Origin of the sequence: Mycolicibacterium komossense, assembly GCF_025822605.1 — a bacterium.
Lineage (GTDB): Bacteria > Actinomycetota > Actinomycetes > Mycobacteriales > Mycobacteriaceae > Mycobacterium > Mycobacterium komossense.
In genome coordinates this window covers 25,345-47,108 of record NZ_JACKTY010000049.1, presented here as the reverse complement: position 1 = coordinate 47,108, position 21,764 = coordinate 25,345, and the positions used below count along the sequence as shown (strand labels likewise).

The window sequence follows — 21,764 nt, the reverse complement described above, 5'->3', positions numbered from 1 at the left end:
ATCAGGATTCCCTTCCGGCGGCTGATGGAATGAGCTGTTCGGCAAGCGGATTCGGTTTGCTGGCCGGGTGCTCCGATACCGCGTCGTGCATCGATATCCCGAGCGACCGGCCACCGTCGGCCGCGAAGACCGCACCGGTGACGTAGCGGGCCCCGTCCCCGAGCAGGAAGGCGGCCACGTCGGCGATCTCTTCCGGGCTGCCGAACCGCCCGAGAGGGATCAGGTCAAGCATGCGCTCCTGAGCTCCCGGGCTGGACAGAATTCCGGCAACTGCGTTGTCGGTCGGGACGAAGCCGGGAGCCAACGCGTTGACCCGGATGTTGTTCGGTCCCCACTCCCTGGCGACCGATTTGGTGAAGGCGATCATGCCCGCCTTGGCGGCGGCCGAATGCGCCACCAGCGGAGCCCCGGTCCAGCCGTAACTGGCGACGATGTTGAGGATCGTGCCGGCCCTGTTCTCGCGGATGAGGCGCCTGGCCAGCGCCTGCGACGCGTTGAACGTCCCGTACAGCGAGATCTCGACGACTGAGCGGAAGGCCCGGAAGCTCATGTCCACGGTCTTCGCGGCGAAGTTGCCCGCAGCGTTGTTGACCAGTCCGTCGACTCGCGGCAGCGCGTCGATCAGCTCTGCCACCGCGTCGTGATCGCGAACGTCGACGGCGTGGACCGACACCGAGCCACGGCCGCCGGCAAGGCTGTCCGCGGCCGCCGACAGCTTCTCAGGATTGCGCGAGACCAGCACCACGTCGTCGCCGTCGTCGACGAGTCGCTGCGCTATGCCGTATCCGATTCCGGTGGCACCGCCGGTGATGACGATGGTGCGCGCGGTCATGACGGACTGCTCGACGCCGCGAGTGCGGTGACAACCGCAGGGGTCCAGACCCGTAGCGCCTCCACGCGGCGCGAATACCGCTGCAAGGGGTATTCGAGCGTGAAGCCGAGACCCCCGAGAATCTGGTGGCACGCGCGCATCACCCGGAATGCGGCGACCGGCGCCTGCTGCAATACGTAGGCGTCGGGCCGGCGCTCCGCGGCCATCTGCAGGCCCTCGGTTGCGGTGGCGCAGTCGGCGATTTTCTTGGCGACCGAATCGAGGTCTGACAACGGCCGGCCGAAGGCGATCCGTTGTGCGGCATGTCCCCCGGCGAGGTCGAGTGCGCCCACGGCGAGGCCGGCGATGTACCCGGTCATCGCGGCGATCCATCCGTCCAGTACCGCGCTCGGAAGCTCGGCCGGTGCAGCAGCCTTGGTGATGACTGACGACACCGACTGGGCGTCGATGTAGCACAGCGGTTCTGCACCGACGATCTCGACGAGTTCAACACTGTCTGCGCCGCACAGCCACACCGTGTCGCCTGCACCGGCATACCGGGTCAGCGCGATGTCACCGACGATGTCGGCACCCAGCGCGACCCGGTGTCCGAGCAGGTCGTCGATCAGGTCGAGGGGTGCCAGTGCCCGGCCCAGCTCGACACCGGCCGCGCCCAGGATATCCGCAGCATAGGACTCGGCGGCGACATCGAACCAGCCGGCATCGGATAGTCGGTTGCGTAACAACGTGTTTCGGTCATTGCATGGCTCCGTCGGCGACCACTGGTCCGGAGTCGGAGCCGATTCGCAGATCTTCCGCACGGTGGCGACGAAATCCCGGATGTCGGCCTCCAAGCCGACAGGAGCGGTGGCGGTCTGAGTACTCACTGGTGATCGATTCCTTCGAACGTCTGTACTTGGCTGAGCGATTCGCGCAGTGCCTCGGTGTGTTGGCCGAGACGCGGAGCGCTGACCGCATCGGGCGCGGCGGTCCCGTCGATTGTGAAAAGTGAGCCCAGCAGGCTGACCTGGCCGATACCGGGCTGGTCGATGGTCTGCACCAGTCCGTTGGCGCGTACCTGCTCGGCGTGGTGAGCCTGCGAGATCTCGTGTACCGGTCCGCCGGGGATCCCGAGCTCTTCGAAAACCGCGATCCAGTGGGCTACCGGCTTCACCGAAATCGCCTCGGCGAAAGCGTCTTTGAGTGCGCTACGGGCTGTGTATTCGGCTGCATCGGCGGGGACGGCCTGCGGATTGGCCGCCCAGGGGTCATCGACACCGAGTAGACCGGAGACTTTCACCCGTTGCGCATGATTCAGGCACGCCAACGCGATGAAACCGTCCGCGGCCCGGTAGCAGCGGTAGTAGGGCTCGAGCTCATCGGAATCGGCCACCGCGGTGGCGATCTGCGTGAGCCTGGTGTCGTCGCAGTATGACGTCCCACCGGAGGGGTCGGGAGCTGGGTTCACGGCGACGAACCGCTGCACCTGCACGGCCAGCGCGGCACCCAGCAGCGAGACCTCGATACCGCGGGCTTGTTCGTCGGCGCCACCCGCGGCGGCTCGCCGGAACCGGTCGGTGAGACCGATCAGGGCCGCCGAAAAGGTGAGCAGACCGGCCGTCAGGTCCGCCATCGCGATCCCACCGGACCGGCGAGGCACCTCGTCGCCGGGTCGGGCATCGGCGAGTAGCAGGCCCGAGGCGGCCTGGGCGATCAGGTCATAACCCAGCGTCGCCGAGTCGGGACCGGCGCTCCCGAACGCCGATACGCAGCACCAGACTGCCTGCGGGTTCACCGCGGCGACCGATTGCCGGTCGAGACCGAAGCTGCGGGCGCGCGCCGGCGGCATGTTGTGGATGACGACATCTGCGGTACGGATCAGAGCCGCACTGAACTGTTGTCCCTCTTCGGTTTTCAGGTCGGCGACGACCGACTTCTTGTTGCGGTTCAGCGACAGGAACCACTTTCCGCCGTCGGCAGTCAACGGCTCGTAGTGGCGCCAGGCGTCGCCTCGTGGCGGCTCGACCTTGATCACCTCGGCGCCCAGATCGGCCAACAGCATCGCGGCGAACGGGCCGGCGACATACTGGGCGTAATCCAGTACCCGCAGGCCGGCCAGCGGTAAACGGGTGGTCGCAACGTCGCTCATGACCAGGACCCCACCCGACGCCGGGAGATGTTCTTGCGCTGGATATCCGAGACACCGCCGGCGATGGTGGTGGCCACCGCGGCGCGGGCGAAAGCGGCGAGCTTGCCGTCGAGTACCGCACCGGGCCCGGACTCCACCAACGCACGCGGCCCGACCAGTTCCACCGCGGTGGCGGCGAGTTCCTGCATGAGCAGCGCGATGGACAGTTTCGCCATCGACGATTCGGCGCTGGCGTCGATGCCGTCGGCCAGTCGCGCGGTGGCACGGCGGCCGTGCTCGCGGGCGATATGTGCGTCGCCGCGGATCCTGCCCAGCGTCTGGCGGCCGGCGCGATCAGTGACCAGTGGATCGAGTTCGTCGAGCAGGCGCAACATCACGCCGACTTTCTCGCTGGTGACGCGTTCGTAGTCGAGGGTACCCATCAGGATCTGCCAGCCGCCGTCGATCTCACCGACCACCTGATCGGCAGGCACGGCCACATCAGTCAAGGTCAGTTCGCCGATGGTGCCGCCGCCGAGGGTCCGGTGGACGTCGACGACGATACCGGGGGTGTGGATGTCGACCAGGAACACCGAGAGGCCGCGGTGGCGCGACTCAGCGCTGCCGGTGCGCACCGCGAGATAGACCCAATCGGCGTGCTCGGCGCTGGAGGTCCAGATCTTGCGGCCGTTGACGATGTACCGGTCGCCGTCGCGGCGGGCCGTGGTCCGCAGCGAGCCGAGATCGGTGCCCGCCTCCGGTTCGGAGAATCCCTGGCAGAAGATCAGCTCACCGGAGGCGATCCGCGGGATGAACTCCGCGCACATCGCTTCGGTCGCGTACTGGAGCAGTGCGTTGCCGATGGTCTTCACCGACAGCAGGTAGCTCGACATCGGCAGCCAGTGGTAGCCCATCTGTTCTTCGACGGCGAAGGTAACCATGGGGTCGTGTCCACCGCCGCCGAACCGAACCGGCCAATGCAGGCCGATCAACCCGGCCTGACCGTAGGCCGCGTACGCCGCGCGGGAGTCGGCGTCCGAAGGTGAACCCTGCGTCGGGGGAACCCCGCAGCCGTGTGCCGCGAATTCCTCTGCCAGCCGTGCGATGTCGTCGGCGGTCCGGCCGGGAACGAAGGTGGGCTCGACTGTGCTGGTCATGACGGTGGCTGCGCTCCGTTAGGTATGAGATTGGTTTATTTTCACTCTATGAAAGAGAACTTTTACTAGATGAATCTTATGAGCCGGTCCGGTCGGTTGTCAACGAAATCCACCGTTTTACTGACTCGAGGATCAGATATCGAGGACCAGTCGGGGTGAACGCGACCGCCCGACACAGATCATCATCACCGTGTTCGCCGCCCGCTCCTCGTCGTCCAGGACGTCGTCGCCATGCTCGGGTTCGCCTGAAACGACTCTGGTTTCGCAAGTGCCGCAATACCCTTCGCGGCAAGACCACGGCACGTCGGGCGCAACTTCGAGCACCTTGTCCAGAATCGACGAAGCCTCGTCGACCACGACCGTGGCGCCGGTTCTGGCCAGCTCGACTTCGAAGCTGCCCCGCGCCGCAGATGACGCGGATGGGTCCACGGTGGCGTTTCCCGGGGCGCCGAAACGTTCGAAGTGCAATCCGCTCACCCGATCGTCGCCCGCACAAACTTCGCGGACCGCCCGCAGCAACGGCTCGGGTCCGCAGCAGTACACCCGGGTGGGTAGCGCGCACCGAGCCAGCTCACCGGCGATGTCAATCCGGCCCGCGACATCTTCCGGCAGGATGCTTGCCGCACCGCCCGCTGCGGCCACCTCGTCGCGAAAAGCCATCGAGGCCGCCGACCTGCCTCCGTAGACCACTCGAAAATTGCTGCCAGACTTGGCGACCGATCTCACCATGGGCAGAATCGGGGTGATCCCGATACCGCCTGCGATGAACAGGTAACTGTCGGCCGCCACCAGCGGGAAGTGGTTGCGCGGGCCGCGAACCTGCACCTCGGCCCCCGGGGTCATGACGCGGTGAAACTCGCGCGAGCCGCCCCTGCCCTCGGGTTGCTCGAGCACCGCGACAACGTAGCCACTGCGATCCTCGGGGTCTCCGCACAGCGAATACTGCCGGACGAGGCCCGACGGCAACGTGAATTCCAGATGTGCGCCGGGGTCCCACGGATCCAGCGCTGCGCCACCGGGTTGTTCGAACCTGAAGGACCGGACGCCGTCAGCTTCCTGTCGGACGCTGCGCACCGCCAGGGTGGTCAGCATGAAACGCACTCCCGCATGGCGGAGACTCTACGGACGGCGCAAACATCCCGTCAATAGTTTACTGACTGAGAAATCAGTAGTAACTGACTTATAACTCAGTACAATACCCTTCAGATGAAGCGATTTCACTCGCAACTGAACGCAGCAGCTGCTCACCGGTTGTACGAAGTTCCGCAGTCGCCCGGTTGACCGGCAGCGAAATATTGATGGCCCGCAACGAGCCATCGGCCTGGGTCGGCAAGGCAATCGCGAGCGAGGCCAGACCCACCTCGAACTCTTCGTCGGAGCGCGAGATGCCGGTACGGCGGACGGTGTCGAGCCGACCCTGTAGATCCGGCCAGTCGACCGCGCTGAATTCGGTCGACTGCGGATACGGCCCCTCCCCCAGCCGCGCGATGACCTCGTCATCGTCGAGCTGGGCGAGCAGCGCCTTACCCAGCGCGGTGTTGTAGGCCGTCAGTCGCAGCCCCACCGTCACCTGCGGCGTCAGCATCCGGCCACCCTTGACGCCGTCGAGGTAGACCACCGACGAACCCAAGAGTGTCGCGAGATTTGTTGTTTCGCCGGTAATTTCGGCGATCTGCTGGAGCTTCCGCCGGATCACGGCCGCCGGGTCGCTGCGCGCGATCAGGGGGCCGGCCAATCGCAGCACAGCGGCACCGATCCGATAGTTGCGCCCACCCGCGACAGGTTCGAGAAACTCATGAGTGACCAGGGTTCGGACCAGGCGGTGGATCGTCGGCATGGGCAGTCCGCATCGGGCAGCGATATCGCTCTGACTCAGCTCCGCGGCGTCGTCGGCGAAGAGCTCGAGGATCTCCAGTCCACGGCTGAGTGTGCGTACCGCGTTCGTGGTCGACTCTGACGTATCCGCTGCTGGCATGGCGTCAACCTATCCGGACTGCAGTTCGAACTCGAGGACCTCGTCGACCCAGCGCATCCGCTCGGTGGGAGTCGGCCCCGCGCCGCGCACCACCCGCTGTACGGCGAGTCCATCCAGGAGGGCGGTGATCCGGGCCGCCGAGACCTCCGGCGCCCGGCAGGTGAACTCCCCCGCATCGTTGCCTTCGACGATCAGATCACAGACCGTGGTGCGCCATACGTTGTCGATCTCGCGCATGACCGCCACCAGTCCCGGATCCCGCAGCGCCGCTGCCCAGCCGTCGATCCAGAGCCGCCAGCCGGGTGCGCCGCCGGCCGGGCTGTACAGCTTGATGACGGCTCTCAGCCGAGCCGACGCCGACGTCTTGCGCGCGACGATCTTGGCCAGGTCGTCCAGATCGTGCTGCATGGCCCGTGGAAAGGCCGCCGCGAGCAGCGCTTCTTTGGTCTCGAAGTGGTAGAAGATCAGCCCAGTACTCACACCCATCGCCGACGCGACATCGGCCACCCGGGTCGCCGCGATCCCTCTCGCCGAGATCTGGTCGACCATCGCGTCGATGATCTCTTCCCGCCGAAGGAGCACACCTTTACGCGCCATGGCGCTAACAGTAACGCCGCGACGGCAATGCACTGATCAGCAGGTCAGCAATGTACCTATCCCGCCGACAGCGCCTCCGCCAGCAGTTGCGCCAGGTGGACACCCCCGCGCTCGGTGAGATCGTCGAGCTGCGTACGACACGAGTAGCCGTCCGCCAGGATCGCCGTCGCCGGCGCCGCGGCCCGCACCGCGGGCAGCAGCTGCTGTTCGGCGACCGCAACCGACACGTCGTAGTGACCTTTCTCCACACCGAAATTCCCAGCCAGCCCGCAACAACCGCTCAGTCGCGACAGTTCGGCCCCGGCCCCACGCAGCAGCTGCGCGTCGGGACTCCAGCCCATCACCGCGTGATGGTGGCAGTGCGGTTGCGCGATCACCTGTCGACCGACCAGCGACGGCGGGTCCCAGCCGCGCTCGGTCAGCAGCTCGGCCAGGGTGCGGGTGGCTCCGGCGACGCGGTCGGCGGCCGCGCCGCCGACGAGTTCGGCGGCATCAGAACGCAACACTGCGGTACACGACGGTTCCATGCCGACGATGGGGATATCGCGTTCGGCGCTGACGGCCAGCGTCGACACCGTCTTGCCCAGGATGCGCCGCGCCGTGTCGAGCTGGCCGGTGGAGATCCAGGTGAGCCCGCAACACTGTTGCTTGTCGGTCAGCACCGGCCGGTACCCCGCCGCCTGCAGCACCGTGACGGTGGCAATGCCGACCTCGGGTGAGAAGTAATTGGTGAACGAGTCGACGAACAACAGCACCTCGTCGCCTGCCGGGTGGCCATCGGCGTTGGCGGCGAACCAGGATCGGAATGTCTGGCGCGCGAACGCCGGAATGTGCCTGCGATGGTCCACACCGGCCACCGCGAGCGCGGCCGGGCCGACCAGCGGCAGCTGCATCGCCGCATTGGCCAGTCGTGGGGCCGCGCCGGCCAACCTGGCCCAGCGGGGCAGCCAGCCGAGCGAATAGTGCGAGGCGGGCCGGCGGCGGCGTCGGTAACTCTGATGCAGCACTTCGGCTTTGTACGCTGCCATATCGACGCCGGTGGGGCAGTCCGATGCGCAGCCCTTACACGACAGGCACAGACCGAGGGCCTCATGCACCTCGGGTGAGCGCCAGCCGCCGGTGATCTCGGTGCCGTTGAGCATCTCCTGCAACACCCGCGCCCGGCCTCGCGTGGAGTCCTTCTCCTCGCGGGTGGCCTGATAGGACGGGCACATCACCCCGGCGGTCGCGCTGTTGTCGGCCCGGCATTTACCCACGCCGGTGCACCGGTGCACCGCCTGCGTGAAGTCCCCACCGTCGTGCCGGTAGGCCAATGCCAGGTTTCTGCGTAGCGGCGGTGCCGCCGACACCCGAAGATCAGCATCGAGCGGTCGCGGATCGACGATGATGCCGGGGTTGAGCAGATTTCCCGGGTCGAAGGCGTGCTTGACCGCGGCCTGCAGTGCCAACGCCGCGGGCGAGTACATCAACGGAAGCAGTTCGCTGCGCGCGCGCCCGTCCCCGTGTTCACCTGACAGCGAGCCGCCGTACCCGGCCACCAGCGTGGCCGCGGCGAACAGGAAACTGCGGAAAATGCCAGTGCCGCCAGGCTTGTCGAGCGGGAAGTCGATCCGGACGTGCATACAACCGTCGCCGAAGTGTCCGTAGGGCATCCCGGTGACGCCGTATTCGGTCATCAACGCATCGAACTCGCGTAGGTAGTCGCCGAGGCGCTGCGGTGGCACCGCGGCGTCCTCCCAGCCGGCGTGCGCGGGCCGGTTGGCCGTGCTGCGCGCGGACAGCCCGGCGCCGTCCTCGCGGATCCGCCACAGCGCCGCGGCGCGTACCGGGTCGCTGACGACGAGTGAATCCATGGCACCGCAGGATGTTCCGAGGACCGCCGCGCGGTTGGCCGCTTCTTCGGCGGAGTCGCCGATCACCTCGACGAACACCCATGCCGCCCCGGAGGGTAACGGCGGCACCGCGGCATTGCCCTTACGTTCGCGGACGACGTCGACGATGCGCGAATCGATACCTTCACACGCCGTCGGGCGGTGTTCGAGAATGGCGGGGGTGGCGTCACCCGCGGCGGCGATATCCGGGTAGCCGAGGACGACCAGCATGCGGTGGGCGGGTTCGCGGACGAGGCGGACCTGCGCTTCGGTGACGATCCCCAGGGTGCCTTCGCTGCCGACCAGCAGACGCGTCACGTCGAACTTGTTCTCGGGCAACAGATTGTCCAGTGCATAACCGGAGACTTGGCGACCGAACCGCCCGAACTGCGTGCGGATGGTGGCCAGGTCGGAACCGACGATCGCGGCCAGGTCGTCGACGATGCGCGACGATGGCGCGGCGGATTCGGTGAGGCGCATCTCCGCACCGGATGCGGTGAGGATGCGCAGTGCGGCGACGTTGTCGGAGGTGCGACCGTAGCCCAGCGCCCTGGACCCGCAGGCGTTGTTGCCGATCATCCCCCCGATCGTGCAGCGGGTGTGACTCGACGGGTCGGGACCGAACCGCAATCCCAATGGCAGTGCTGCGGCCTGGAGCGCCGACTGGACGACCCCGGGTTCGACCACCGCGGTGCGCGACTCGGGATCCACCGACAGGACGCGGTTCATGTACCGGCTGAAGTCCAGCACCACACCCGTGCCGACCGCGTTGCCCGCGATCGACGTCCCGGCTCCCCGGGCCGTGATCGGGACTTCCTCTTGTCGGCACACCTCAAGAGTCGCCGCCACGTCGTCGTGACTCGCCGGGAAGACGACCGCCGTGGGGGTGACGCGGTACAACGACGCATCCGAAGAGTAGGCCGCTCGACTGGTGAGGTCCACGCGGACATCGGCGACACCCGCTTTGTGCAGGGAGTTCCGCAACGAATCGACGAGGGCCATTCGTAGCATGCTAGGACTTCGTAGCATGCTACGCAATCCCGAATCTTGCTAGAGTGCGCTGATGGCCGACGCCCAGCTCGCGCTGCCGCCCCTGCCCCCGGTCGCAGGCAGGCGCGCTGAACTGGTGATGGAGGCCGTCCGGTCGGCACTGGACAGCGGGGTGATGCGGGCGGGCGTGAAGTACTCGGTGTATCAGCTCGCCGAGGCACTGGGCGTCTCGAGGACACCGGTCCGGGACGCGCTACTACGGCTGGAGGAAGTGGGCTTGATCCGCTTCGAGGCGCGCCAGGGCTTTCGCATTCTGCTCCCCGACCCCCGCGAGATCGCGGATATCTTCGCCATCCGCCTCGCCCTGGAACTGCCGGCGGTCGCCCGCGTCGCGTCGATCTGTGACACCGTGCTCGCGGCCCGGCTCGCCGAGCGGATGGGCGCGCTCCGCGCGGCGGCCGCCGCCGGTGACGAACGCACCTTCGCCGAGCACGATCAGCTGCTGCACGACCACATCCTCGAGGCGGCCGGCAACGGCCGCGCCAGGGAGATCGTGCGATCACTGCGCGAGTCGACGCGCCTGCTCGGCGCCAGCACCGCCGACCGCACCCGCAGCCTGTTCGATATCGACGCCGAGCATCTGCCGGTCATCGCCGCAATCGTCGACAATCAATCCGCCCGCGCCGTCGAGGCGATGCGTGAGCACCTCACCTCCACCGGGCGCCTGCTCGTCACGCAGGCCATCCACGCCCAGGACTCCGATCTCGACAGCGCGACAGTCTGGGCCGACGCGGTCGATCAACGGCACGCTTAGCGTCGCTTGCCCTCAGCATCACCGATTCGAGCGCTTGGCGACTTCTCCCCACGGCGCCGATCCGGCAAGGTGATGTACGGGCCCCATCCGGTGGTGTGCACGGTGCGCCCGAACGACTCGATCGCCTGAGGAACCAGCGGGTTGTCCGTGCTGTTTCGGTACACCGCGGACACCGTTCGCTGCGCCCATTTCGATTGCACAGGAAGAATATTCACACGATCATGCGACACGATGCCCAACGCAGGGACGATGGCCACGCCGAGGCCCGCCGCCACGAACTCGGTCACCAGGTCGTAGTACTCCGTGCGCAGGGTGACGTTCGGGACGAAGCCCATATCGGCACAGATCCGATAGGTCGTCGATTCGCCGGCAGTTCCCGAGCCGCTCGAAATCCATTCCGCGGCCGCCGAAATCGACGCGATCGCCGTGGTGTCGGGCACCGCCATCTCAGGTGGGCTCAGGAAGACCAGTTTCTCGACCATCAGAGCCTGCCTGGTCAGGCTGCCCGGCCACGTGCGCGACAGCGCGGCGTATTCGTAGACGAAAGCCACGTCGAGCTCGCCGGATTCGACCATCGCGATGGTGTGCGCAGGTTCGGCGATGCGCAAGGTCACCTCGACGTCCGGGTGACTGGCTTTAAGATTCGACAGCGCGGACGGCAGCACCCTGGTTCCCGCAGTGGGAAAACAGCCGACCTTCAGCCGCCCGGCCCGCCCCGCCGCGATGGACCGGACATCGGCGTCGAGTTCATCAAGATCGGAGAGCACTCGGCGGGCGCGCTCGGCGAGCATCACTGCGGGTGCGGTGATCTGCACACCACGGGCACCGCGCTCGAACAAGGTCAGGCCCGCAGCGCGTTCGAGCGCCTCCATCTGTTGCGACACCGCGGATGCGGTGTAGCCGAGCTCTCGTGCCGCCGAGGCGAACGAGCCGGTCCGCACGACGACTTCCAGAGTCTGCAGGTGCACCGGCGAAAGCATCGGACCATTCAACACCCAACCCACAGGAGGACACACCCGTGACCGACCCACTGACCGAGATCGACGAGTGGGGTCCGGAGAAGATCGTCGTCGTCTCCGACGCCCGCACCGGGATGAAGGGCGTGCTGGTCATCGACAACACCGCGCGCGGCATGGGCAAGGGCGGCACGCGCATGGGACCCGGCGTCTCCGTCGCCGAAATCGCCAGGCTCGCCAGGGTGATGACGTGGAAATGGGCCGGCGTCGACATGTTCTTCGGTGGCGCCAAGGCCGGTATCGTCGGCGATCCGAACGCGGCCGACAAAGAGGACATCTTGCGCGCTTTCGCCCGCAAACTGTCCAACGAGGTACCCCGGGAGTACGTGCTCGGCCTCGACATGGGCCTCAACGAGTACGACGCCGCCATCCTGGCCGACGAGCTCGGGGACCGAGGAGCGGCCGTCGGTAGCCCGGCCGAACTCGGCGGCGTTCCCTACGATCAGCTGGGCGTGACCGGATTCGGCGTGGTCGAATCCGCCCACGTCGCCGCCGACCGCCTCGGACTCGCGCTGAGCGCGTCGACGGTGTCGATCCAGGGTTTCGGCGCGGTCGGCACAGCAGCGGCCCGCCGCTTCACCGAATACGGCGCGACGGTCGTCGCCATCTCGACCTCAGCTGGCGCCCTGCATGATCCGGCCGGACTCGATGTCGAGGAGTTGCTGACGCTGGCCTCTCGATGGGGTGATGACGCCGTCCGGCACTACCGCGGACAGCCCGTGCTGCCGGTCGGTGCCGAGCTCACCGTGGCGTGCGATGTCCTGGTTCCCGCCGCACGTCAGGACACCATCGACGGACCGACGGCCGGTGAAGTGAAGGCCAAACTGGTGGTGGAGGGCGCCAATCTGCCGGCGAGCCAGCAGGCGCTGGAAGTCCTCGCCGAGCGCAAGATCCTGGTGATCCCCGACTTCGTCGCCAACGCGGGCGGTATTGTCGCGGCGGGAGTGGCGATGGAAGCTCGCTACTCGCCGTTTCGGCCTGACCCGGACGCCATTCTCACCTTGGTGGCCAAGCGAATTCGTGCAAACACTGCCGATGTGCTCGACGAGTCGGATGCCACCGCCGCGCTCCCCCACGACGCGGCCCGCAGCATCGCCCAGTCCCGGGTACGCGCCGCGATGACGGCGCGTGGTCAGATCAGATCGGAGCTCACGGCATGACCGTCCAGACCCTGTCACAACTGCGAACCCGCTTCGCCGCGGCCCTGTCGACCATGTATGGCCGCGAAGTCCCCGCTTACACAACCCTGGTCGAGGTCGCCACCGAGATCAATTCCGGGCTGGGCGGTAACCAGCGGGTGACCGCGGAACGCCACGGCGCCATCCGGGTCGGCACCCCGGAGGAACTGCGCCAGGTGGGTCAGGTGTTCCGGGGCTTCGGCATGCACCCGGTGGGCTTCTACGATCTGCGCGATACCGGCAATGTCCCCGTTCCCGTGGTCTCCACAGCTTTTCGCCCGATCGACGAGAACGAGTTGGAGCGCAACCCGTTTCGCGTGTTCACCTCGATGCTGACTGTCGACGACGAACGCTTCTTCAGCGCCGAGCTGCGGGGTCGGCTGGAGGCCTTCCTCGCCAAGCGGACCTTGTTCAGCCCGGAATTGCTGACCCTGGCCGCTCGGTCGGCCGAGGGGAACGGGTTGACCGGCGCCGACGCGGACCGCTTCGTGGAGCTGGCGACGGCCGCGTTCGAACTGTCGCCGGAACCCACCGACCGCGCCTGGTACTCGGAGCTGGCGCAGATCAACGCGGTGGCAGCCGATATCGGCGGTGTCACCCGGACCCACATCAACCACCTGACCCCGCGCGTGCTCGACATCGACGAGCTGTACCGACGGCTGGGTGCCCGCGGCTTGCAGATGATCGACAAGATCCAGGGCCCGCCCCGCTGGAACGGCCCCGATGTGCTGTTGCGGCAGACCTCGTTCCGCGCGCTCGACGAGACTCGGCTCTTCGTCGAACCCGACGGTACCGTCGCAGCCGGCACCACCCGGGTCCGGTTCGGCGAGGTCGAACAGCGCGGTATCGCGTTGACACCGGCCGGGCGGCAGCGTTACGACACACTGATGGCCGCCACCGACGCGGCAGCCGCCACCGGCCTGTCCTGGCAGGAGGCCGGCCGTAGCGTCTGGGAGGCCTCCGATTTCCCGACCGACGAGCTCGGCCTGCACCAGGCGGGACTGGGGTACTTCACCTATTCCGCGTCCGAAACCGGCACCGTCGCCGCCACGCCGATCGTGTACGAGGATTTCCTGCCACGCAGCGCCGCCGGCATCTTCCAGTCCAATCTGACCGACGATGGCTCCATGGACGGCGCCCGCGCCGGCGCGTACTACGATATCGATTGGCTCGCAGGCACTCTCGGATGCGAAGTGCATGCCCCGGACGACTTGTACGCCGCCCAGAGCCGCCGTTCGTTACGCGCCTGCGCCGAACAACTCGGACTCGACCCCTCTCAACTGACCGCTACCACAACGATTCTGGAGACCACCGATGTCCGCTGACACCACACCCACCACCGACCAGCTCGCCGGGCGGGCTACCACTGTTCTGGCCCGGCTCGGTGTCGACCTCGACGGCGCCGAGCGCGGCAACGTGATATCCCGCAGCCCGATCAACGGGGAGACACTCGCACAGTTGGCGGCCACCACCGCCGGCGACGTCGACACCGCGCTGACCACCGCCTCGGAAGCGTTCCTGCTCTGGCGTTCGGTACCCGCACCGCGGCGCGGTGATCTGGTCCGCCGGCTCGGCGAACTGCTGACCGAACACAAGACCGATCTGGCCACGCTGGTCACCCTGGAGGCGGGCAAGATCGAGTCGGAAGCACTCGGCGAGGTGCAGGAGATGATCGACATCTGCGATTTCGCGGTCGGATTGTCACGTCAGTTGTATGGCCGGACCATGCCGTCGGAACGGCCGCTGCACCGCCTCAGCGAAACATGGCACCCGCTCGGTGTCGTCGGTGTCATCACCGCCTTCAACTTCCCGGTGGCCGTCTGGGCCTGGAATACCGCGGTAGCACTCGTCGCCGGTGACACGGTGGTCTGGAAGCCCTCGGAGATCACCCCGCTGACGGCGCTGGCGTGTACCGCGTTGCTCGACCGCGCGATTCGGGACAGCAACGCACCCAGTGCAATTCACACCCTGCTACAGGGGGCGCGCGACGTCGGTGAACGTCTCGTCGACGATCCACGGGTGGCGCTGGTCAGTGCGACGGGCTCGGTACGGATGGGCCGGGCGATCGGCCCCCGGGTGGCCGCCCGGTTCGGCCGCAGTCTGCTGGAACTCGGCGGCAACAACGCGGTGATCGTGTCCGAGGCCGCCGACCTCGATCTCGCGGTGCGGGGCATCGTCTTCTCCGCTGCCGGCACCGCGGGCCAGCGTTGCACCAGCCTGCGCCGGCTGATCGTGCACCGCTCGATCGCCGAGGAACTCGTCGCTCGGATCGCCGACGCCTACCGCCAGCTTCCCATCGGCAGCCCGCTGGCGGCCGGCACCCTGGTCGGACCGCTGGTGCACGAGGCGGCTTTCCGCGCCTTCGAAGAGGCCTTGGAGAAGGCCCAGTCCGATGGCGGGAAAATCGTGGTGGGCGGTAATCGGGTGCTGGCCGAAAGCGCACCGCAGGCGTACTACGTCGAGCCGACCATCGTGACGATGCCGCAGCAGACCTCCGTCGTGCACGACGAGACCTTCGCCCCGATCCTGTATGTGTTGACCTACGACACGCTTGACGACGCCATCGAGCTCAACAATGCTGTACCACAGGGTCTTTCATCGGCAATCTTCACCACCGACCAGCGCGAAGCCGAGCTGTTCATGTCCGCCGCCGGATCCGACTGCGGGATCGCCAACGTGAATATCGGGACCTCCGGCGCCGAGATCGGTGGCGCGTTCGGCGGCGAGAAGGAGACCGGCGGTGGCCGCGAATCTGGATCCGATTCGTGGAAGGGGTATATGCGCCGGGCCACCAATACGGTGAATTATTCCTCGGAGCTACCACTGGCACAGGGAGTGAATTTCAGTTGAGCGTCGCATGGGACGACGATCCCGTCGTCGCAGCGTGGCCGGGTCTGCCCAGAATCGAGGGCGCCGAGACCGCCGATGTCTGCGTGGTGGGACTCGGCGGCTCCGGGCTGGCCGCGGTCGCCGAGCTGGTCGACCGGGGCTTGTCGGTGGTCGGTCTCGACGCGGGCCGGGTCGGAGCCGGTGCGGCGGGCCGCAACGGCGGCTTCCTGCTCGCCGGGCCGTCGGCATTCCTGCACACCGCGGTGCTGCGGTGGGGCGTCTCGGCAGTCGAGCTCTACCGCGCCACCCTGGCAGAGCTGGACCGGCTCGCCGACATGCTCGGCAACGACGTGATCCGCCGGACCGGATCGATCCGGCTCGCCGGCCTGCCCGGCGAACCGGTCACCGATACCGACACGGCGGACCGCGACGCCGATCTGGCCGACTGCATGCGCCTGGCCGCGGTGCTGCGCGAGAACGGTTTCGCCGCCGAGGACTACCAGAGTGAACTCGGCCGCGGAATTTTCCTGCCCGACGACGCGGCGATGAACCCGGCCCGACGTGCGTTGGGGATGGCCTCGCTGCTCACTGCGCGGGCCACTCTCTACGAGTACTCACCGGCGGTCCGCATCGAGCCGGGCCTCGTGCACACCGACGCGGGCAGCGTCAGCGCACCGGTCATCCTCGTCGCGATCGACGGCAAGCTCGAACTCGCATTACCCGAGTTGCGCGGGCGTGTCCGCACGGCTCGGCTACAGATGTTGGGCACCCGGCCCGTAGCGCCGCGACGGCTGCCCTGCCCGGTGTACTGCCGGTGGGGTTATGACTATGCACAGCAGGACGCGCACGGTCGGCTGTTCGTCGGGGGTGGCCGGGACAGATTCGCCGATTCGGAATGGACCACCGCCACCGAGCCCACCCAGCCGGTTCAGGACTACATCGAGGAGGTGGCGCGACGGATGGCCGGCACGGACGTCACCGTCAGCACCCGATGGGGCGCATCGGTCGCCTACACCGACGACGGGCGCCCGCTGTGTGCGGAAGTGGCGCCCGGAGTGGTCGCGTTCGGCGCCTACAACGGCACCGGGAATCTGGTCGGCCCGCTGGCAGCCCGGTCGGCCGTCGGGCTGGCCGTCGACGGTGCACCCATCCCGGACTACTTCTGCAATTAGCTCAGAGCCCGAGTACTTCACCGAGCCGGGCCGCCACCGTGACCCAGCCGCGGCCGAGAGTCCTCCTGGCTTCCTGCTCCGCCTCGTCGTGGGGATCGAAACCCTTATGCCGCAGGATGACCCGGGTGCCGTGACCTTCGGGGTGCAGTAGCCAGGTCACCACCCAACCGCCTGGCAGGTCGGACTCGGCGTTGGTCCAGCCGATGGAGAGGAGTTCGTTGCTCCGTACCGCGATCACCCGACAGGCGCCCTCGAACCCCAGGTCGGCCAGCGCGTCGATACCGGTAAAGGCGAAGTCGGTGCCCACCACCGGCCGGAAACCCTTCGGTTCCAGCAACCATCGGGCCATCAGCTCGGGCGTCGTCAACGCCTGCCAGACTCGCTCCTTCGCAACCTCGTAGAACTGCTCCACGTCGATGATGGCCGGGTCGGTCGCGATCTCGCTCACGTTTCCCGTCTACCCGCCTTTCCGGCGGAACAACCGCGACGGCACAGAGCAGGCTGGCGCATCCACACAGTCGTGGGTCGCTGTCACCTCGCGAAATCCCAGAACTGCAGATACTTCACGGAGGCGAAGATCGCCAGTGTCACCGCATAGAGCGCGAGGATGATCAGCGCCCCGCGCATGCTGATCCGGCGATCAGCCCCGTCGATGGGGTCGAGCCACCGCCGGAACGGTCGGGAGATCGACGGCATGAACCACCATTGCATCAGCGAGACGCTGATCACCTGACTGAGCCACAGGGCCAACCACGGTTGCGCGCCAACGCCGTCGAGGACCGGACCGAAGAACCGAGACAGCATCATCACCGTCGGGTACAGCACCAGCAGCACCATCATCGCGGACTTCCAGTCCGGTGTCATGACGGTCTTGCCGGTATCGGTCGTTCGCACCGTGGTGGCGAACGGCGTCGTGGACGATACCGGGGCGAATTCTTTTGTCAGGCTTGAGCGCAACTCCCCGAGGACCTCAGCACGCTCGTGCGACAGCAGCCACCGAGTCAGCTGCGCCTGAGTGCGGAACCTGACCAGGGAAAGCCATTCGCCGCCACCGGCAGGGGGGAAAAGCGAGGTGCCTTCGAAGCCGGCAAAACCGGCGCTGGCGGCGGTCAGTTCCACCTGGGTCGTCAGGAAGTCCGCCTCTTTACCCGACGCGACGCTGTGCCGGAAGGCGCCGATTCCGGGCGGGGCCGCCTGAGCCTCGACTACGACGATATCGGTGGTGCTGCACCAGTATCCGCGGCTCCGGCCGTGCGCCATCACACCAGCCCGCTCGACGCTGTCCAGCCAGGCATGCACCTGGTCTTCGGTGTCGAACGTAACGGCGACGGCCCAGTCGAAACGGGCAATGTCGTGCACCCCGCGCGCTGCACCGGAGAAACCGTCGGCGGCTTCGGCGGAGTCGATCAGGTCGTTGAGCCACACGTCGAAAGCTTCCGGCTCACCGACCGGGTGGAAGATGGTGACCGCGGTCGCTACGGCCGCCTCGCGTGGCGACTTGACGGCCAACGCTAGTCGGCCGTCACCAGGCGGCCCTGCACGTAAACCTGCGCGATCGAACTCTCCCGAATCCCCATCAATAGCCCGAACAGCGTTTGGTCCCTGGCCAGTTCGGGATCAGCGGCCCGGACCGCGTTCGCGAGTCGGCCGTCGAGCGCGGGGGTCCCGGCCGGGTCGATCACCACGAAATCGGCTTCCTTGCCGATATCGAAGTTACCGAAGCGGTTTTCCATATCCAGTGCGCGGGCGCCAGCCAGGGTTCCGATGAAGAGCATTTCGGCGGGATGCAAGGAAACCCCAGCCGCGCCGTCCTCCGTGATGTGTTGCTTGAACGCATCGCCGAGCACGCGTGGGATCAGCCATTCGTCGCCACCGCCGAAGTCCGTTCCCGCCGAGATATTCACCCCCGAGGCGACGGTCCGCTTCCATGGCATCGTTCCCGAGCCGAGGAACAGCTGGGAGATGGGGCAATGCGAGATGGAGGTGCCGGTCTCGGCCATCCGTTCCAGCTCGACGTCCTGGCAGTGCACGCAATGGGCCAAGATGGTCTTGCGGCCCAGTAAGCTCTTGCCGCCGACCTGCGATCCGGGCAGGAACTTGCCGTCGTAGGTGTCCAGATACGAGTTAACCTGATAGGCCTGCTTGGTCGAGTCGACCTCACCGGTGCCGGGCCGGTTGTTCTCGTTGAGGTGGCTGTGCACGTACACACCGCGGTCGCGGACCGAGTCATACAGTTCGCCAAGGTTTTTCAGCGTCTCAGTGGTGACCGACAGCGAGAACCGCGGCACGATCGCGACGTGCAGCAGAGCGGTGTCGGGGTTTCCGGTGTCCGCGCCGTGCCATTTGTCGATCTCGTCGCGGGTCAGCCGGATGGCGTCCTCCTCGGACGTCATCAGCGGCTGCGCGGTCTCGCCGCCGGCGGTCTGGATACCCCGACCACTGACGACGCGCAGTCCGGCCTTCTGTGTCTCGGTGAACAGCGCGTCCTGCGCGTGGGGGAATGCGGATCCGAACACCATGGCGGCAGTGGTGCCCGCGGCGATCCGCCGCCGGGTGAACTCGACTGCAGCCTGTTGCGCGAAGTCCGGGTCGGCGAATTTCGACTCGGACGGGAAGATGCACAGGTTGAGCCACTCCAGCAGTTGACCGCCACCGTAGGAGTCGCCTGCATAGGTCTGCGGGAAGTGGATGTGGGTGTCGACGAAACCGGGCAGCAAGAACCCTGGGCGGTGATCGAGTACCGTCGCCGACTCGTACTCGGCGGGCAGTGCCGTCCGCTCGCCACAGAAGGCGATGACCCCGGCGTCGTCAATCACCAACGCACCGTCGGCAATCGACACCAGTGCGGCATCCGCCTCAGTGATCAAAGGGCTACCCGCAATGTGGAACACGTGCCCGAGGTGAACCTGACTCACAGCAACTCCTGCGCGCTAGAAAAGACCCGAAACTGACACTTCGATCGGACGATGCCTGCATCCTCACCTGCGAGGCGGTAAAACAGTGCGTCAAACAGGCAGAACTGTGTCCGCCGACCAGCGAAGGACGGTTCGACAATACTCACCGGATTCGCCGTGGGCGCATCGAACAGGGCAGCATCGGGAAAAGTCGGCAAACCGTAGCATCGGCCGGCCCGGCCCTGGCCGCCGCGGCACACGATGCGACGGGCGTACGCTACCGCGAACTGCCGTTGACACCGGAGCGGATCTATGGCCGCCTCAACACACACGGAAAGATCCATGGACGACAGAATGCCGACGGACAACGCCGCAACCGTCATCATCGGTCAACGAGTCCGTGGCGGGTCCGAGCGGGAATTCGAGTCCTGGCAACGGGATATGAACAGCGAGGCCGCCAAATACCCGGGCTTCATCGGCGCCGAGATCAACCCGCCGACTGCCCTCCAGCCCGACTGGATCGTGATCTACCGATTCGACTCGGTCGCGCACGTGCAGGCGTGGATCAACAGCTCGACCCGCCAGACGTGGCTGGAGAAGGGCAAGCCGTTCGTGGTGGGTCCGGGTACCCAGCAGGTGGTCGGCGGTGGCGCGCGCGCGACGGATCCGCTGGTCACCGTTGTCGTCACCCATCGCGTCAGCAAGGAGAACGTCCAGGACTTCCTGGCATGGCAGGACCGTCTGAACGCCGCGGAGAGCTCGTTCGAGGGCTTCCGCGGAAGTGAACTGTTCCGCCCGGTCGAGGGCGTGCAGGACGAGTGGACCGCGCTGTACCGCTACGAGACCGCCGACGACCTGGACCGGTGGCTGGTGTCCTCGGAGCGCAAGCGCCTGCTGGCCGAGGGCGAGAAGTTCTCCGAATTCCATTCCAGGACGATCGACAACTCCTTTGGCAGCTGGTTCGCGTTCGACGAGAAGGGTTCCGGCGCTCCGCCGCCGTCGGATACCAAGACCTCGATCGCGGTCTGGGTGGGCCTTTATCCCACCGTCGTCCTGCTGACGTTGTTGCTCTGGCCGTTGAAGCTGCCGATCTGGCTCGGCATGCTCGTCGGCAACCTGATGTCCAGCTTCGTGATGAGCTTCGTGACGATGCCCTACTACGTCAATCCGCTGCTCAAGCACTGGTTGCGACCGCCGCCGAATGCCCCTGCGGCCAAGACGAACTGGCGCGGGCTGGGCATCGTGGTGGCAGTGATGGCGTTCTGGGTGGTGGTGTTCTATCTGGCCACCAAGGTGTTCTGGCATATCGGCGGCTGACGCACTCGCCCGCCAGCCTGCCGAGCCGTTGAATTACCATGTCGTGCAAGAGAATATGGTTGTCGATGCTCTTGGCGATGTAGCGGCCGAAGCCTGAAGGCAGCCGCCCGGCTCCTCGACCGGTTGTGGCTTCCCGCCGGGCCCGACGATGACTTCCACGCTGCGGCGACCGCGGAGCTGCGCACCGTGATTGCCCACCCACGCCTCACCTGCGGGCACCGCGTATGTCCCCGCCGAGGGCGGGGCGGACACCTGCAGCAAACAGTCAGCGGACCTGGATGCGGTCCATCCGTGTCGATACCTTCGCAATCCCGGCCCGGAACGGCTACGTTGCTCAAGTGTCAGCAGGCTGGGGCTCGGAACTGACCGAGCTCATCCCCCTCGCCCTCGTCGTCGCGCTGTCTCCGCTGTCGATCATCCCGGCCGTTCTGATCCTGCATACGGAACGTCCACGGCCGACCGGTCTGGCGTACCTGGCCGGCTGGATAGTGGGGCTGGCCGGCCTGACGGCGATCTTCATCGCCATTTCGGGTGCACTCGGCGGTATGGGCGGCAAGCCGCCCAGCTGGGCGTCGTGGCTCCGGATCGTGATCGGTGCGGCGTTGCTCGCCTTCGGCGCCTTCCGCTGGCTGACCCGCAACAGCAAACCGCACCAGATCCCGGGCACTCGGCACATCACCACGGCGGGTCCGGCGAAGGCGCTACTGATCGGCGCGTTGCTCACCGTGGTCAATCCCAAGGTGCTGTTCATCTGCGCCGCAGCGGGATTGGCGATCGGAACCTCGGGCGTGCAGGGACCGGGCACGTGGCTGGCGGAGGCCCTCTACGTCCTGATCGCGGCGTCGACCGTGGCGCTGCCAATCCTGGCGTACGCCATCTCCGGGGACCGGCTGGACCCCACGCTGGCGAAGGTCAAGACATGGATGGAAGACCACAACGCCGCGCTGGTGGCGGCGATCCTGATCGTGATCGGATTACTGGTGCTCTACAAGGGCATCCATGGCCTGTGACCTAA

20 protein-coding genes are annotated in these 21,764 nt (G+C 66.9%); 7 read left to right on the top strand and 13 right to left on the bottom strand.

Going from position 1 to position 21,764, the window contains the following annotated elements:
* Position 1: 1 nt before the first annotated feature.
* The 8 genes from H7J73_RS29340 to H7J73_RS29305 all read right to left on the bottom strand — a co-directional run bounded on the left by H7J73_RS29340 (position 2) and on the right by H7J73_RS29305 (position 9,550).
* Complete coding sequence (locus H7J73_RS29340; protein ID WP_264071342.1) at positions 2–832, bottom strand: SDR family oxidoreductase; 831 nt, start codon at positions 830–832, stop codon at positions 2–4.
* Positions 829–1,698 (bottom strand): acyl-CoA dehydrogenase family protein, encoded by an 870-nt coding sequence (locus H7J73_RS33770; RefSeq protein WP_264071341.1) that lies wholly within the window; start codon positions 1,696–1,698, stop codon positions 829–831. The genes H7J73_RS29340 and H7J73_RS33770 overlap by 4 nt, the downstream gene beginning before the upstream one ends.
* Complete coding sequence (locus H7J73_RS29330) at positions 1,695–2,960, bottom strand: CaiB/BaiF CoA transferase family protein (RefSeq protein ID WP_264071340.1); 1,266 nt, start codon at positions 2,958–2,960, stop codon at positions 1,695–1,697. Before H7J73_RS29330 ends, H7J73_RS33770 begins: the two co-directional genes overlap by 4 nt.
* Positions 2,957–4,096 (bottom strand): acyl-CoA dehydrogenase family protein, encoded by a 1,140-nt coding sequence (locus tag H7J73_RS29325; protein WP_264071339.1) that lies wholly within the window; start codon positions 4,094–4,096, stop codon positions 2,957–2,959. Before H7J73_RS29325 ends, H7J73_RS29330 begins: the two co-directional genes overlap by 4 nt.
* A 132-nt stretch (positions 4,097–4,228) precedes the next feature.
* Positions 4,229–5,188: a PDR/VanB family oxidoreductase gene (locus H7J73_RS29320; protein WP_264071338.1), complete on the bottom strand. Its 960-nt coding sequence runs from the start codon at positions 5,186–5,188 to the stop codon at positions 4,229–4,231.
* A gap of 88 nt (positions 5,189–5,276) precedes the next feature.
* A complete protein-coding gene (locus H7J73_RS29315; RefSeq protein WP_264071337.1) occupies positions 5,277–6,071 on the bottom strand; it encodes an IclR family transcriptional regulator in 795 nt (264 codons plus the stop codon).
* Between the two features lie 9 nt (positions 6,072–6,080).
* Complete coding sequence (locus tag H7J73_RS29310) at positions 6,081–6,668, bottom strand: TetR/AcrR family transcriptional regulator (protein WP_264071336.1); 588 nt, start codon at positions 6,666–6,668, stop codon at positions 6,081–6,083.
* A gap of 56 nt (positions 6,669–6,724) precedes the next feature.
* Entirely contained in the window at positions 6,725–9,550 is a 2,826-nt protein-coding gene (locus tag H7J73_RS29305; RefSeq protein WP_264071335.1) for an FAD-binding and (Fe-S)-binding domain-containing protein, read from the bottom strand.
* A 52-nt stretch (positions 9,551–9,602) separates the two neighbouring features.
* Here H7J73_RS29305 and H7J73_RS29300 point away from each other — a divergent pair, with 52 nt between their 5' ends.
* Positions 9,603–10,343, top strand: a complete 741-nt coding sequence (locus tag H7J73_RS29300; protein WP_264071334.1) for a GntR family transcriptional regulator — start codon at positions 9,603–9,605, stop codon at positions 10,341–10,343.
* Here the strand turns inward: H7J73_RS29300 and H7J73_RS29295 are convergent.
* Positions 10,340–11,323 (bottom strand): LysR family transcriptional regulator, encoded by a 984-nt coding sequence (locus H7J73_RS29295; RefSeq protein WP_264071333.1) that lies wholly within the window; start codon positions 11,321–11,323, stop codon positions 10,340–10,342. The two genes, H7J73_RS29300 and H7J73_RS29295, sit on opposite strands and share 4 nt — an antisense overlap.
* A 38-nt stretch (positions 11,324–11,361) precedes the next feature.
* Between H7J73_RS29295 and H7J73_RS29290 the strand changes: the two genes are divergently transcribed.
* The 4 genes from H7J73_RS29290 to H7J73_RS29275 are packed head-to-tail and all read left to right on the top strand — an operon-like array spanning position 11,362 to position 16,538.
* A complete protein-coding gene (locus tag H7J73_RS29290; RefSeq protein ID WP_264071332.1) occupies positions 11,362–12,519 on the top strand; it encodes a Glu/Leu/Phe/Val family dehydrogenase in 1,158 nt (385 codons plus the stop codon).
* Positions 12,516–13,862 (top strand): 2-oxoadipate dioxygenase/decarboxylase, encoded by a 1,347-nt coding sequence (hglS, locus tag H7J73_RS29285; RefSeq protein WP_264071331.1) that lies wholly within the window; start codon positions 12,516–12,518, stop codon positions 13,860–13,862. The genes H7J73_RS29290 and hglS overlap by 4 nt, the downstream gene beginning before the upstream one ends.
* Positions 13,852–15,387, top strand: a complete 1,536-nt coding sequence (gene amaB / locus H7J73_RS29280) for an L-piperidine-6-carboxylate dehydrogenase (RefSeq protein WP_264071330.1) — start codon at positions 13,852–13,854, stop codon at positions 15,385–15,387. Before hglS ends, amaB begins: the two co-directional genes overlap by 11 nt.
* Complete coding sequence (locus H7J73_RS29275) at positions 15,384–16,538, top strand: NAD(P)/FAD-dependent oxidoreductase (RefSeq protein ID WP_264071329.1); 1,155 nt, start codon at positions 15,384–15,386, stop codon at positions 16,536–16,538. Before amaB ends, H7J73_RS29275 begins: the two co-directional genes overlap by 4 nt.
* A 1-nt stretch (position 16,539) precedes the next feature.
* Here H7J73_RS29275 and H7J73_RS29270 read toward each other — a convergent pair whose 3' ends face one another.
* The 4 genes from H7J73_RS29270 to H7J73_RS29255 form a co-directional block, all read right to left on the bottom strand.
* Positions 16,540–16,986, bottom strand: coding sequence for an SRPBCC family protein (locus tag H7J73_RS29270; RefSeq protein ID WP_264071328.1), 447 nt, complete (start codon positions 16,984–16,986; stop codon positions 16,540–16,542).
* Between the two features lie 83 nt (positions 16,987–17,069).
* Entirely contained in the window at positions 17,070–18,047 is a 978-nt protein-coding gene (locus H7J73_RS29265) for an antibiotic biosynthesis monooxygenase (protein WP_264071327.1), read from the bottom strand.
* A 2-nt stretch (positions 18,048–18,049) separates the two neighbouring features.
* Positions 18,050–19,453, bottom strand: coding sequence for an amidohydrolase family protein (locus H7J73_RS29260; RefSeq protein ID WP_264071326.1), 1,404 nt, complete (start codon positions 19,451–19,453; stop codon positions 18,050–18,052).
* Positions 19,450–19,776: a hypothetical protein gene (locus H7J73_RS29255; protein WP_264071325.1), complete on the bottom strand. Its 327-nt coding sequence runs from the start codon at positions 19,774–19,776 to the stop codon at positions 19,450–19,452. The genes H7J73_RS29260 and H7J73_RS29255 overlap by 4 nt, the downstream gene beginning before the upstream one ends.
* Between H7J73_RS29255 and H7J73_RS29250 the strand changes: the two genes are divergently transcribed.
* On the top strand, positions 19,775–20,749 hold the full coding sequence (locus tag H7J73_RS29250) for an antibiotic biosynthesis monooxygenase (RefSeq protein WP_264071324.1): 975 nt from the start codon (positions 19,775–19,777) through the stop codon (positions 20,747–20,749). The two genes, H7J73_RS29255 and H7J73_RS29250, sit on opposite strands and share 2 nt — an antisense overlap.
* A 338-nt stretch (positions 20,750–21,087) precedes the next feature.
* On the top strand, positions 21,088–21,759 hold the full coding sequence (locus H7J73_RS29245; protein ID WP_264071323.1) for a GAP family protein: 672 nt from the start codon (positions 21,088–21,090) through the stop codon (positions 21,757–21,759).
* The last annotated feature ends 5 nt before the right edge of the window (positions 21,760–21,764 follow it).

Bases quoted from the DNA above. Each gene is read 5' to 3' on its own strand.
- H7J73_RS29340 (WP_264071342.1), bottom strand. From the start codon at position 832: ATGACCGCGCGCACCATCGTCATCACCGGCGGTGCCACCGGAATCGGA.
- H7J73_RS29330 (WP_264071340.1), bottom strand. From the start codon at position 2,960: ATGAGCGACGTTGCGACCACCCGTTTACCGCTGGCCGGCCTGCGGGTA.
- H7J73_RS29325 (WP_264071339.1), bottom strand. From the start codon at position 4,096: ATGACCAGCACAGTCGAGCCCACCTTCGTTCCCGGCCGGACCGCCGAC.
- H7J73_RS29320 (WP_264071338.1), bottom strand. From the start codon at position 5,188: ATGCTGACCACCCTGGCGGTGCGCAGCGTCCGACAGGAAGCTGACGGC.
- H7J73_RS29315 (WP_264071337.1), bottom strand. From the start codon at position 6,071: ATGCCAGCAGCGGATACGTCAGAGTCGACCACGAACGCGGTACGCACA.
- H7J73_RS29310 (WP_264071336.1), bottom strand. From the start codon at position 6,668: ATGGCGCGTAAAGGTGTGCTCCTTCGGCGGGAAGAGATCATCGACGCG.
- H7J73_RS29305 (WP_264071335.1), bottom strand. From the start codon at position 9,550: ATGCTACGAATGGCCCTCGTCGATTCGTTGCGGAACTCCCTGCACAAA.
- H7J73_RS29300 (WP_264071334.1), top strand. From the start codon at position 9,603: ATGGCCGACGCCCAGCTCGCGCTGCCGCCCCTGCCCCCGGTCGCAGGC.
- H7J73_RS29295 (WP_264071333.1), bottom strand. From the start codon at position 11,323: ATGCTTTCGCCGGTGCACCTGCAGACTCTGGAAGTCGTCGTGCGGACC.
- hglS (WP_264071331.1), top strand. From the start codon at position 12,516: ATGACCGTCCAGACCCTGTCACAACTGCGAACCCGCTTCGCCGCGGCC.
- amaB (WP_264071330.1), top strand. From the start codon at position 13,852: ATGTCCGCTGACACCACACCCACCACCGACCAGCTCGCCGGGCGGGCT.
- H7J73_RS29250 (WP_264071324.1), top strand. From the start codon at position 19,775: ATGGACGACAGAATGCCGACGGACAACGCCGCAACCGTCATCATCGGT.
- H7J73_RS29255 (WP_264071325.1), bottom strand. From the start codon at position 19,776: ATGGATCTTTCCGTGTGTGTTGAGGCGGCCATAGATCCGCTCCGGTGT.